Origin of the sequence: Pontibacterium sp., from assembly GCF_964228735.1 — a bacterium.
Lineage (GTDB): Bacteria > Pseudomonadota > Gammaproteobacteria > Pseudomonadales > Balneatricaceae > Pontibacterium.
Map to the genome: position 1 here is coordinate 22,128 of NZ_CAXRBQ010000144.1, position 12,601 is coordinate 34,728.

The 12,601-nt window shown below is 54.4% G+C and carries 9 protein-coding genes; 7 read left to right on the forward strand and 2 right to left on the reverse strand.

Annotated elements, in window-relative coordinates; all coding sequences use genetic code 11:
* The 5 genes from glyQ to ACEQ15_RS16065 all read left to right on the forward strand — a co-directional run bounded on the left by glyQ (window position 1) and on the right by ACEQ15_RS16065 (window position 5,975).
* Window positions 1-972 carry a glycine--tRNA ligase subunit alpha gene (gene glyQ, locus ACEQ15_RS16045; RefSeq protein ID WP_370280250.1) on the forward strand — a complete coding sequence of 324 codons (972 nt, stop codon included), beginning with the start codon at window positions 1-3 and terminating at the stop codon, window positions 970-972.
* Entirely contained in the window at window positions 972-3,050 is a 2,079-nt protein-coding gene (glyS, locus tag ACEQ15_RS16050) for a glycine--tRNA ligase subunit beta (protein ID WP_370280251.1), read from the forward strand. The genes glyQ and glyS overlap by 1 nt, the downstream gene beginning before the upstream one ends.
* A 319-nt stretch (window positions 3,051-3,369) precedes the next feature.
* A complete protein-coding gene (locus ACEQ15_RS16055; RefSeq protein ID WP_370280252.1) occupies window positions 3,370-4,170 on the forward strand; it encodes a transporter substrate-binding domain-containing protein in 801 nt (266 codons plus the stop codon).
* Between the two features lie 118 nt (window positions 4,171-4,288).
* Window positions 4,289-5,239, forward strand: coding sequence for an amino acid ABC transporter permease (locus ACEQ15_RS16060; RefSeq protein WP_370280253.1), 951 nt, complete (start codon window positions 4,289-4,291; stop codon window positions 5,237-5,239).
* Between the two features lie 13 nt (window positions 5,240-5,252).
* The gene (locus ACEQ15_RS16065; protein WP_370280259.1) at window positions 5,253-5,975 is read left to right on the forward strand and encodes an amino acid ABC transporter ATP-binding protein; all 723 of its coding nucleotides are present in this window, start codon (window positions 5,253-5,255) and stop codon (window positions 5,973-5,975) included.
* A gap of 46 nt (window positions 5,976-6,021) precedes the next feature.
* Here the strand turns inward: ACEQ15_RS16065 and ACEQ15_RS16070 are convergent, their stop codons facing one another.
* Together ACEQ15_RS16070 and lysA are read right to left on the reverse strand one after the other, a co-directional pair.
* Window positions 6,022-8,103 (reverse strand): molybdopterin oxidoreductase family protein, encoded by a 2,082-nt coding sequence (locus ACEQ15_RS16070; RefSeq protein WP_370280254.1) that lies wholly within the window; start codon window positions 8,101-8,103, stop codon window positions 6,022-6,024.
* Window positions 8,104-8,420: 317 nt separating this feature from the next.
* Window positions 8,421-9,689, reverse strand: coding sequence for a diaminopimelate decarboxylase (gene lysA / locus ACEQ15_RS16075; protein WP_370280255.1), 1,269 nt, complete (start codon window positions 9,687-9,689; stop codon window positions 8,421-8,423).
* Between the two features lie 195 nt (window positions 9,690-9,884).
* Between lysA and ACEQ15_RS16080 the strand changes: the two genes are divergently transcribed.
* Both ACEQ15_RS16080 and ACEQ15_RS16085 read left to right on the forward strand, forming a co-directional pair.
* A complete protein-coding gene (locus ACEQ15_RS16080; protein ID WP_370280256.1) occupies window positions 9,885-10,304 on the forward strand; it encodes an Lrp/AsnC family transcriptional regulator in 420 nt (139 codons plus the stop codon).
* 214 nt (window positions 10,305-10,518) lie between these two features.
* Window positions 10,519-12,408, forward strand: coding sequence for an EAL domain-containing protein (locus ACEQ15_RS16085; RefSeq protein WP_370280257.1), 1,890 nt, complete (start codon window positions 10,519-10,521; stop codon window positions 12,406-12,408).
* The last annotated feature ends 193 nt before the right edge of the window (window positions 12,409-12,601 follow it).

Consider the following 12,601-nt stretch of genomic DNA (forward strand, 5'->3'; position numbering starts at 1 on the left):
ATGGTGAATTACGTGACTGACCAGGTTACCGCTGACGCAAGTACATTTCAGGGCTTGATCCTTGCCCTGCAAGAATATTGGGCAGAGAAGGGCTGTGTTGTTGTCCAGCCTCTGGATATGGAAGTAGGTGCGGGTACATTCCACCCGGCGACTTTCCTGCGCTCAATCGGACCAGAAAGCTGGAACTCTGCCTATGTGCAGCCAAGCCGCCGTCCAACCGATGGCCGTTACGGTGAGAACCCTAACCGTCTGCAGCACTACTACCAGTTCCAGGTAGTAATGAAGCCTTCCCCTGCAAACCTGCAGGAACTGTACCTGGGCTCCCTTGAGCGCATGGGCATCGACCTGGGCGTACACGACGTGCGTTTCGTAGAAGACAACTGGGAATCCCCAACACTGGGTGCCTGGGGTCTGGGTTGGGAAGTTTGGCTGAACGGTATGGAAGTAACTCAGTTCACTTACTTCCAGCAGGCAGGTGGTCTGGAATGTTACCCTGTAACCGGTGAGATCACCTATGGTCTGGAACGTATCGCAATGTACCTGCAGGGTGTAGACAGCGTATACGACCTGGTTTGGACCAAGTCTCCGGACGGTTCCGTTGTAACTTACGGCGACGTGTTCCACCAGAACGAAGTAGAGCAGTCTACGTACAACTTCGAACACGCTGACGTACCGATGCTGTTCAAGAACTTCGATCACTACGAGTCTGAGTGTGAGAAGCTGCTGGCCCTGGAAACTCCACTGCCACTGCCAGCGTACGAGCAGGTTCTGAAAGCATCCCACACCTTCAACCTGCTGGATGCGCGTCACGCGATCTCCGTGACTGAACGTCAGCGTTACATCCTGCGTGTCCGCACTCTGGCCCGTAAAGTTGCACACGCATATTTCGACGCCCGTAAAGCCCTGGGCTTCCCGCTTGCTTCAGAAGCACTGCGCCAGGAAGTATTGGCAGCTAGCGAGGAGAGCAAGTAATGGCTACACAAGATTTCCTGTTCGAACTGGGTACAGAAGAGCTGCCACCAAAGGCATTGAAAACCCTGTCTGCTGCGCTGGAAGCAGAAGCCCTGGCGGGCATCAAAGAGGTGCTGGGTAAGGACGCAGACTCTCTGCTGGCCGATGCCAAGGTAACCTCTTACGCAGCACCACGTCGCCTGGCACTGCTGATCGAAAACCTGGTTGCTGAAGTACCGGCTGCGGAATTCCTGATGCAGGGTCCTCCGTCCCGTATCGCTTACGATGCAGAAGGTAACCCAAGCAAAGCACTGGCAGGTTTCGCACGTAAGTGCGGCGCAGAGGTTTCTGCGCTGGAAGAGATCGACGGCAAGATGTGTTTCCGTCAGCAGACCGAAGCTAAGCCACTGCGCAGTGAGCTGGCAGAGGTGATGCAGAACGCACTGAACAAACTGCCGATCCCTAAGCGTATGCGCTGGGGTGCATCCCGCGTGGAATTCGTACGTCCGGTGCAGTGGCTGGTAATGATCTTCGGTGACGAAGTGATCGACTGCGAAATGCTGGGTGTGAAGTCCGGTCGTAAGACCCGTGGCCACCGTTTCCACCACAACCGCGACATCGAGCTGATGACTGCGGCGGAATACGCTACCACGCTGAAAGAATCCGGTATGGTTGTCGCTGACTACCAGGCACGTCTGGAAGATATCCGTGCGCAGGTCATCGCAGAAGGCGAGAAGCTGGGTGGCGTTGCTCAGATCGACGAAGACCTGCTGGAAGAGGTTACTGCACTGAACGAGTGGCCTGTTGCCCTGACCGGTCGTTTTGAAGAGCGCTTCCTGGATGTACCTTCACAGGCACTGATTTCCTCCATGAAGGAGCACCAGAAGTACTTCCACCACGAAGACAAAGACGGCAACCTGATGCCGAACTTCACCACCATCTGCAACATCGTGTCCAAGGACCCGCAGCAGGTGATTGAAGGTAACGAGAAGGTTATCCGTCCACGTCTGGCTGACGCAGCCTTCTTCTTCGAGACCGACAAGAAGCGTTCTCTGGAATCCCGTGTCGAAGACCTGAAATCCATCGTCTTCCAGAAAGACCTGGGCACCCTGCACGATAAAGCAGAGCGCATCGCAACCATCGCAGAGCGTGTTGCATCTGACCTGGGTAACAGCGCCGAACAGGCAGCCCGTGCAGCAATGCTGGCGAAGACCGACCTGATGTCCGACATGGTGTTCGAATTCACCGATCTGCAGGGCCTGATGGGTTACCACTACGCACTGCACGACGGTGAAGATACCGATGTTGCCAAAGCGATGGACGAGCAGTACATGCCGCGCTTCGCGGGTGACGAACTGCCAGAAACCGGCGCCGGTATCGCTGTTGCGATCGCCGACCGTCTGGACACCCTGACCGGCCTGTTCGGCATCAACCAGCCACCAACCGGTTCCAAGGACCCGTTCGCACTGCGTCGTGCGGCACTGGGTGTGCTGCGCATCATGGTTGAGCGCAACCTGGACCTGGACCTGCGTGAGCTGATCGCTGTAGCAGCAGACAGCCACAAAGATCTGCCGGCCCGTGACGGCCTTGAAGACAAGGTGCTGGACTTCATGCTGGAGCGTTTCCGTGCTTGGTACGAAGACGAAGGTATTGCGGTAGACGTGTTCCTGTCCGTACTGGCGGTGAAACCAACCAAGCCTCTGGACTTCGACACCCGCGTTAAAGCGGTGAACCACTTCCGTACACTGGCAGAAGCAGAAGCACTGGCAGCAGCGAATAAGCGTGTATCCAACATCCTGAACAAGCAGGGTGGTGCGGTAGCAGGTGAAGTAAACGAAGCACTGCTGCAGGACGACGCAGAGAAAGCATTGGCGACTGAACTGGCTGTGCTCTCCGAGCGTATCCAGCCTCTGTTTGCCACCGGCGACTACCAGGCTGCACTGGAAGTGCTGGCAGGTCTGCGCGGTACCGTTGATACCTTCTTCGACGATGTTATGGTTATGGCCGACGACGAAGCGGTACGTAACAACCGTCTGGTTCTGCTGAGTAACCTGCGCAACCTGTTCCTGGGTGTTGCAGATATCTCCGTACTGAGCTGATCCTCAGCCAGTCATTAAAAAAGCCGGGTTTTGACCCGGCTTTTTTTGTGCCCAAACGATACTGATATAGACCCTTCTTCTATCTACAAGGCGCCCCCCAACCCTCACCAAAAACAGACCTGAACTGCGATAGATCAGATCAATTTGACCGTTTTATGTACAAAGATTGAATTTTACCCACAAACACGATAGTTTCCCTTCGGTGAATTTATTTCCTTTTGGAAACTCCACATCAGAGCAGCTCATAACACCAGGGCAGGACGAAAGACTCTTCTGGCGCGCTGCTTACAAGAATTTCAAGAACAGTGAGAAGACCCCTATGAAGAAGTTTCTGAAAACAGCGGTTGCGGCTGCAGCGTTGCTGACTTCAACCGTTTCGTTCTCTGCAGACAAATCCACCCTGGATAGCATCCTGGACGCGGGTGAGATGAAGGTATGTTTTGACGCAGGTTACATGCCGTTTGAGATGAAAGCGAAAAACGGCGGATTCATTGGCTTTGATATCGATCTGGGCAAGCAGATGTCAAAGGCAATGGGTGTTAAATTCACTCCGGTAAACACTGCATGGGATGGCATCATTCCAACGCTGCTGACCGGCAAGTGCGACATCATCATGGGCGGTATGACCATCACCGCACAGCGTAACCTGAAAGTTGCGTTCGCTGACCCGTACGTGGTGATTGGCCAAACGATCCTGCTGCGTCCGGAACTGGAAGGCAAAATTAAGTCCTACCGCGACCTGAACAGCGGCGACTACACCGTTGCTACCAAGCTGGGCACCACCGGTGAAGCTGCGGTAAAACGCATGATCGGCAAAGCCAATCTGAGCCTGTTCGAAACCCAGGCAGAGGGGGTACTGGAAGTATCCAACGACAAGGCTGACGCATTCATTTACGACCTGCCGTTCAACGCTCTGTACGCGAGCCAGAACCCAGGCCAGGTTGCTCACCTCGATCAGCCGTTCACCTTTGAGCCTCTGGGTTGGGCTGTACGCCGTGGCGACCCTGACTTCCTGAACTTCCTGAACAACTTCCTGCGTCAGATTAAAGGCGATGGCACCTACGATCGTATCTACGCGAAGTGGTTCAAATCTGACAAGTGGCTGAGCAAAGTACAGTAATCCTGTTCTTGCTCTAACAGAGTTTGCCAGAAATGTGGTCACGCATTTCTGGCATTTTTTGTTTCAGCTTTAGCTCACAAAGCTGTCTTTATAACACCCCAATCTAGGTCACCCCTACATGCATGCAAAACAAAGAGCATGGCTCTGGAATTCCGTGTTCGTTGCTGTCCTGATCGGCCTTTGCTTCGCTGTCTATTCATCGGGCAAGCGCATCGACTACACATGGCGCTGGGATCGCGTTACGCCGTATATCATCAACACGGATCCGCTCAGCATTAATGCCGAATACACCGGTACCGTCGAAGTCTCAGCCGATGAAACACAACTTATTCTAACGCCGGACAGCGGTGAAGATCCGATCGTCATCACCGACTTTAATGTGCTCTCTGTCAGTGATGGCGACCTGGTCTTTGAAGGGGATACCCTCGCCGAACAGCATGGCTGGCGAATCGGTCCGATCGTAGACGGTCTGATCGTCACCATTGAGATCTCGTTTTACTCGCTGGTAATTGCGCTGGCACTGGGCCTGGTGATCGGCCTGATGCGTATCAGCGATAATCCGGCTGCACGCAAGCTGGCGATCGTTTACATCGAAGTCATCCGTGGTACGCCACTGCTGGTACAGATCTTTATCATGTACTTCTTCATCGGCACGGTTTTGGGCCTGGATCGATTTACCTCGGGTGTGGTGGCGCTGTCCGTGTTTACCGCCGCCTACGTGGCCGAGATTATTCGCTCGGGTATCCAGTCGATTCCACCGGGGCAAATGGAAGCGGCGCGCTCGCTGGGTATGAGTTACCCGAAAGCGATGATCTACGTGATCCTGCCGCAGGCATTCAAGCGTACCTTGCCGCCGCTGGCAGGGCAGTTCATCAACCTGATTAAAGACTCCTCCCTGGTCTCCGTCATCTCGATCACGGACCTGACCAAAGCGGGACGTGAAGTTGTCAGCGGCAGCTTTGCACCGTTCGAAGTGTGGTTCACCGTAGCACTTCTCTATCTGGCTCTTACCGGAGCATTGTCCTTGGCTATCCAGCGTTTGGAAAAGAGGTTATCCGCCAGTGACTAAACATAGCGACGACATCATTATCGCGTCCCAGGTCGATAAGCATTTCGGCAAAGTGCATGCACTCAAGAACGTCTCGACAACTGTTAAGCGGGGTGAGGTGGTGGTTATTATCGGGCCCTCCGGCTCGGGTAAATCAACCTTCCTGCGCACGCTGAACCAGCTGGAAGAGATCGACAGCGGCTCGTTGGTTATCGACGGCGTCGACATGTACGCACGCTCGACCAACATCAACCACCTGCGTGAAGACGTGGGCATGGTATTCCAGAGCTTTAACCTGTTCCCGCATAAAACCGCGCTGGAAAACGTTAAGCTGGCGCCGCTGAAAGTATCCAAGCGTCCGGAAAAAGAGGTGCATGAGAGCGCCAAGGAACTGCTCTACAAGGTGGGCCTGGCGGACCGCATGCAGAACTTTCCGTCACAACTTTCCGGCGGTCAGCAGCAGCGTGTAGCGATTGCGCGCGCGTTGGCAATGAAGCCCAACATCATGCTGTTCGACGAACCAACGTCTGCGCTGGACCCGGAGATGGTGGGTGAAGTGCTGGATGTAATGAAGGAGCTGGCAGCGGAAGGGATGACAATGGTTGTGGTGACCCACGAGATGGGCTTTGCACGTGAAGTCGCAGACCGGGTGTTGTTTATGGAAGAGGGCGCGTTGCTGGTCGAAGATACGCCGGAAAACTTCTTCGACAATCCGACCCATCCACGCCTGGTTCAGTTCCTGTCGAAAGTGCTGTAACGACATCAACGCACTGTGGACCTCCACAGTGCGTTTCCCTCAAATCCTACTTTTCTTCTTTCTTAACCCACACCTTGGTGTCATGGAAAACCGCGCCACCGTTTGGCAACGCAGGCTCAGCACTGATCAACGCGTTGATACCGACACTGTCCAAAAATGCCGCATTTGGCCAGATCCCTTCAACGATCAAAACACCGCGACTTACCCCCTCGAACGGCTTGGCCCATACACGCACCTGACCCAATGAGTTGCCCAGCGTCACCACGTCACCTTCGGCAATGCTGTAGTCCGAGCAGTCCTCCGGATGGATAAACAGGGTAGGACGCTTCTCCTTCTTCAACGAGCTGCCGGTTTCGGTGAAGCTGCTGTTGAGGAAGGTACGGGCGGGTGCTGTCACCAAACGGAACGGATGGTCTGCATCGGCCTGATCGATCAATTCCGCATGGTCTGGCAATACCGGCAGACGTCCTTCACAGTCGCCTAAAGCCTGCCAGTCAGCATAGAAATGAAAGCGCCCATCAGCATGGCCGAAGCCATTCAGGAAGTGGGCATCCTCGAAGCTTTCTGCCAGATCGACACCCTGAGCGGCATGCACTTCGTCCGCACCCGGCAGGTCACCCTGAGCAAGCGCGTGATCCACCATCTGCAACGCATCCATCTCGAACAGCACATGTTTAATACCCAGGCGTTGTGCCAATCCCTGCACGACCTCGTGATTGCTTCGACAGTCGGCATAGGGATTGATAATCCGTTTGCTCACCTGCAAAGAGGTATGGCCGCTGGCGCTGTAAAGGTCGTCGTGCTCAAGGAAGGTCGTAGCGGGCAAAAGGATATCCGCCATCGCCGCCGTCTCAGTCATGATCTGCTCGTGGACCACAACAAAGAGATCATCCCGCTCGAAGCCGCGGTGCACTTTGTTCAGCTCAGGCGCGACCACCATCGGGTTGGTGCTCTGGATAAACAATGCTTTGACCTGCGGCCCATCGCCCAGGTCTTTTGGATCGCCGGTCAGCACCGGCCCAATGCGGGACATATCCAGTTCACGCGCGGCAGTATTCGCCAGCGCCGTACCATGAAAGAACTTACGATCCACACGCTTGTAGATATCACCGTGGCCATACAACGCGCCACCACCCAGGTGCTGCCAGGCACCGGTCATCGCCGGCAGACAGGTCACCGCATGCATATTGGAGGCACCATTACGTGAGCGACTCATACCATAGCCAACACGGATAAAGCTCTTGGCGCTGGCGCCGTACAAGCGAGCAAATTCGACAATCTCTTCTACCGGCAACCCAGTGATCGCTGCAGCCCATTCCGGTGTCTTTGGTTTCAGGTGGGCCCGAACACCGTCGTCAAAGTCGGTATATTTCTCAAGGTAGGGCAGATCGACATTACCGTCCTCAAGTAACTGATGCATCACCGCACACGCGAGTGCACCGTCTGTGCCCGGACGTAATTTCAGGTGGAGATCGGCTTTCGCTGCCGTTGGGGTACGGTAGGGGTCAACCACAACCAGCTTGGCACCGTTGCGTGTTGCCTTGGCAACATGGGTCATCACATTGATCTGGGTGTGCACCGGGTTACCGCCCCAGATCACAATCAGCTCGCTCTCGGCAACTTCCTGGGTGTCCACGCCTTTTTTGCTGCCGACACCTGCCTGCCAGCCCGCGTTAGAAATCCCAACACAGATCGTCTCTTTCTGACGGGAGTAACCCATCGCGTAGCGCAAGCGGTGTGCCGCGTATTGCTGACACCAGCCCATGGTACCGGCATAGAAATAGGGCCAGATCGCTTCCGGTCCATCCTCTTGCGCAATCGCCTGGAAGCGTTCGGCAATGGTATCCAGCGCTTCATCCCAGCTGATCGGCTCAAATGCATCGATGCCAACACCCTTAGCGCCCACACGTTTCATCGGGGTACGCAGTCGGTCAGGGTTATGAACACGCTCGGCATAACGCGCAACCTTGGCGCAGATTACACCGTCGGTGTAGCTGTTTTGCTTGCTACCGTGAATCCGTCCTATGGTATTTTCATCCTGCTTCTCAACCTCAAGGGCGCAGGTGGAGGGACAATCATGGGGGCAAACAGCGTAGTGTCGCTGCACAGCTTTCTTTTCCGTTTTCATCTATTTCTCAACTAGACAGTCCTTAAATGGACCGGATACTTCGTAGGGCACAACATGCACATGTGAGGTATGAGCGATCAAACGCGCGTTACTGCCAAGAGACTACTTTACACCATCATGTCTGTCGCGCCCTCCAAAGAATCTGATCGTGAATATTCTACAAACAGCAAAGCAGGGTGTTAGCGCCGCCGATTGAAATGAATTTTATTGCCACGCGCAGCTACGTAGCGATACTCCCATAGAAAGCAGAAGTTAATGTTTCACGTGAAACATACAGCTCAACCGACAGATCCGGCAAAGGAAAACGCCCCCGCAAGTCAGGGCGTTTCCTCGTAGGCAAGCAACGCATCCTGAGTGATCGCGTGGCGAATAACAGACACCTCATCACCATCCACCAACAGCTCTGCGGGGATAGTGCGACTGTTGTAGCTGTTACTCATCACCGCACAGTAAGCACCGGCACTGAGAAACACCACCAGCTCGCCTTCGGCCAGCGAGGCCGGTAACAGCTCACCCCGAGAAAAGGTATCGGTGCTCTCACACACCGGCCCGACCACATCATATGCGCGGACATCATCAGACTCAGCTCGTTGTTTAACCGGCACAGTTTGATGCCGTGCCTGATAGAGAGCAGGGCGCATCAGATCGGTCATGCCCGCATCCAGAATGGCAAACGGCAGCGGCTCGGTTTCCTTCACATAGACAACACGGCTAACCAACATCCCGATATTGGCGACAAGAAAGCGCCCGGGTTCCACGCTTACACTGCCGCCAAAAGATTCTGTAATTTCGGCTATCGCCTGCGCCACACTCTCGAGTGAAAGCGCCTGGCCGTCACCATAGTCCACGCCAAAGCCGCCCCCCAGGTCGAGATGATTAACCGGATAGTCATCTCCAATGACCTGCTGGGCTAGATCGACCAGACGGGTAACGGCTTGCCGATAGGGTTCAATATCACAGATCTGAGAACCGATATGCATCGCCAGTCCGTCCACACATAGGAAAGGATGTGCAGCGTACTCGGCCATCAGTTCAATGGCCTGTGCAGGTTCGATTCCAAATTTATTGCCTTTGGTCCCGGTCGTAATATGGGCATGGGTATTGGCTGCGACATCCGGATTTACACGCAAAGACACCTGGGCGCTGACATTCATCTCGGCTGCAATATCCGCGAGGACCGCAAGCTCTTCAGCGGACTCGACATTGATCCGTCCGACACCCTTCAACAGAGCATCCCGCAGCTCGGTTTGTGTTTTACCAACGCCGGAAAACACCATGCTGTCGCCAGGCACACCGGCGCGCGCAACACGCTTTAGCTCGCCACCGGATACCAGGTCAACGCCCAAGCCCTGAGTTGCGATCAGCGAGAGCAGGGTGAGGTTGCTGTTGGCTTTCACCGCATAATGGATGTCGATACCGTAACGCCCAAAGGCATCACGACAGGTCTGGATGTTGTCCAGTAACATCGCTTTGGAGTAACAATAAAACGGCGTTTCGATCTGCTCGGCGATCTGTCCAACGGTCAGTGACTCGATATGTAACTGCTGATCACGGTAAGCAATATGCGTGTTAAGAGGGGTGTTCATCACAACGGATCCTGTAGCTCGATTCAATTGACAGCGTATGTCGCTTGTCTGGAGAATTAGCTTACTGACCAGCACGCTTTAGATCTGCTGTCAGAACCACCAAACACAACCGTCATTCCGACACCTTTTCCGTCGATCTGACACTGTGACGAACGTTTTGCCCACTCGCAGAAAAAACAGGAAGAGCACGCTCCCATGGACAAGTTTGATCAAAAGATTCTGAACCTGCTGAGTGAAAATGCACGCACCTCTGTGACGGCGATTGGTGAGGAGATTGGACTGTCGCGCACCGCAGTGAACGAGCGTATCCGCAAGCTGGAGGAGCAGGGAACCATTCAGCGTTATACGATCGAGCTGGGCGACGCTCAGGCAGAGCAAAAAGTGTGTGCCTACTTTGAGCTGACCTTCCACCCATTTGACGTTGAACGGGTTAAAGCCAGCCTGCAGCAGATCCCGGAGATCCGCCAGGCGCATGCCCTAAGTGGCAATACCGACGTCCTGCTGTTTGTTGAGGCACGTTCTATGGAGCGCCTTACTCAGGTGAGAACCCAGTTGGGTGAATTGCAGGATCTGGAGAAACTGGTCACGTCCACCGCGCTACAACAGCTGGTGTAGACTGATCGGCTTATAACCAAATAGAAGCTCCCAAACGACCCAGATCAACAACCTGCCACAACATCCCAACCTTTCGTCCACCTACAAAGAACTGTAGCAATTTCCCATGCTAAGATCGGAGACTACCTGCAGCTGCCGCATCAGGGATTTAGCAGGGTAGAAGCCTCTCTGCCCACCGGGACAGACTCTAACGCGTACGGGAAATGCACGGAACATGGACTATTCAAATTTGGTGGTTCCTCAGGAAGTCGTCGAGAACTGGCAACGGACAGTAGATCTTATCGCCGAGCTCGCCCATATACCTGCGGCTCTGATCATGCGTGTGCACGAATGCCAGATCGAGGTATTTGCAAGAAGCAGCAATCAGGACAACCCATACCGTCCCCAGGAGATGGCAGACCTGGGTACCGGCCTGTATTGCGAAACGGTGATCAACAGCCAGTCATCACTTTTGGTACCCAACGCGCTCAAAGACCCGAAATGGGACCACAACCCGGATCTGCCACTGGGCATGATCTCCTATTTTGGCCTGCCACTCAGCTGGCCCAATGGCTCCCCGTTCGGCACCATCTGTATGCTGGATCGGGAAGAGAACAGCTACACCGAACAATCCCGGGAGCTCGTGCGTCGCTTTCAGCGAGCGATTGAGTGCGACCTACAGATCATCTACCAGAAGCACCGCCTGCAGCAGGCGAATGCCCAGCTGGAAGAACGCATCAACGAACGCACCCTTGAACTCGAAGCACTTAACGAAGAGCTCAGAAAAGAGATCGTCCGAAAGGACGCGGTAACCCGAACCCTCGAATATGTCACCCAGTATGATTCGCTGACCGGACTACCTAACCAGCACAGCCTGGCCAGTCAGATCGACAACTTGCTGAAGGAAGAGGGTGACTGCAACACCGCAGTGATCAGCATCGGCCTGAAGAACTTCAAGTCGATCAACCACAGTTACAGCTATTACATCGGTGACCAGTTACTGGTTGAACTGAGCCAGCGCCTGACCCGGCTGCTTCCCCCTGACATATTGCTTGCCCGGGGCAATGGTGATGAATTTATTGTGGTGGTCCAGAACCTGACCGACGCCTCCGATACGATGGAGATCACATCGCGCATCACCCAGGCCACCAGCGTAGCCTTCAGCGTAACCCCGTACACCATCACCGTGGCACTCAACATGGGCATTGCCACCGCACAAACCGATGGCGAGGATGCGATGTCGCTGATCCAGAAAGCATCAGCGGCGATGGGTGTCGCCAAAGAATCCGGCAACCTGTACGCGTTTTTTGATCCGCAAACCGCCTCAAGCATTAGCGAACGCTCAGCTCTGGAAACCCATCTGATCGACGCGCTGGCCAACAACGAGTTCAGCGTTCACTACCAACCCCTCATGTGCCCAAAGATGAATAAGCTGCTGGGGGCAGAGGCGTTGGTACGTTGGCACAATCCGGTGCTGGGGAACGTACGCCCCGACCGCTTTATCAGCCTGGCGGAACAGAACGGTATCATTCACGAGCTGGGGGCGTTTGTTATGCGCAGCGCCATCAAACAAGCCGCCGAGTGGAACCGAATGCTGGACGAACCAATCCGGGTCGCCATCAACATGTCACCGGTTCAATTCCGCGACAACCACCTGGCGGAGCAGATTAACAGTTACCTGGAACAATACGATTTGGCACCGGACCTGCTGGAGCTGGAGATTACAGAAGGGGTGTTGCTGCAGGAATCCTACCAGACCGAACAAACCCTAGAGACCTTGCGCCAGCAAGGTATACGTTTTTCCCTGGATGACTTCGGCACCGGTTACTCCTCCCTCAGCTACCTGCAGAAGTACCCGTTTGATACCCTGAAGATCGACCGTAGCTTTATCGCGGATCTGGTAGAGAACGAACAGAGCAGGGAGCTGGCCCGCACCATCATCGCCATCTCCAAAAAGCTCAATCTACATGTAATTGCGGAAGGTGTTGAGACTGAAGCGCAACACCAGTTCCTGCTCGACGAAGGCTGTGATTGCGGCCAAGGCTATCTGTATGGACGGCCGATGGCAGCAGATGCTTTCCAAAGCCAATGCCTGGAGTTGAACACCGCTGAGCTGACGAGATAAAACAACGCCAATTAAGACACAAAAAAAGCAGCCCGTAGGCCACTTCTGTCCCATAGTTTGGGATAAATAAGAAAGCCTGAATCCATGTGAGTAAAATGAGTGTGCGAGCAAACACTTTAATCACAAAGGATTCAGGCTTTGTCACATCATAACACCGCGTTTCATCAGTTGCTGCAGCCCCTATCGAGACATG

What these genes read in the sequence shown, in the direction of transcription:
- glyQ (WP_370280250.1), top strand. Translation starts at nt 1, where the DNA reads ATGGTGAATTACGTGACTGACCAGGTTACCGCTGACGCAAGTACATTT.
- glyS (WP_370280251.1), top strand. Translation starts at nt 972, where the DNA reads ATGGCTACACAAGATTTCCTGTTCGAACTGGGTACAGAAGAGCTGCCA.
- ACEQ15_RS16055 (WP_370280252.1), top strand. Translation starts at nt 3,370, where the DNA reads ATGAAGAAGTTTCTGAAAACAGCGGTTGCGGCTGCAGCGTTGCTGACT.
- ACEQ15_RS16060 (WP_370280253.1), top strand. Translation starts at nt 4,289, where the DNA reads ATGCATGCAAAACAAAGAGCATGGCTCTGGAATTCCGTGTTCGTTGCT.
- ACEQ15_RS16070 (WP_370280254.1), bottom strand. Translation starts at nt 8,103, where the DNA reads ATGAAAACGGAAAAGAAAGCTGTGCAGCGACACTACGCTGTTTGCCCC.
- lysA (WP_370280255.1), bottom strand. Translation starts at nt 9,689, where the DNA reads ATGAACACCCCTCTTAACACGCATATTGCTTACCGTGATCAGCAGTTA.
- ACEQ15_RS16080 (WP_370280256.1), top strand. Translation starts at nt 9,885, where the DNA reads ATGGACAAGTTTGATCAAAAGATTCTGAACCTGCTGAGTGAAAATGCA.
- ACEQ15_RS16085 (WP_370280257.1), top strand. Translation starts at nt 10,519, where the DNA reads ATGGACTATTCAAATTTGGTGGTTCCTCAGGAAGTCGTCGAGAACTGG.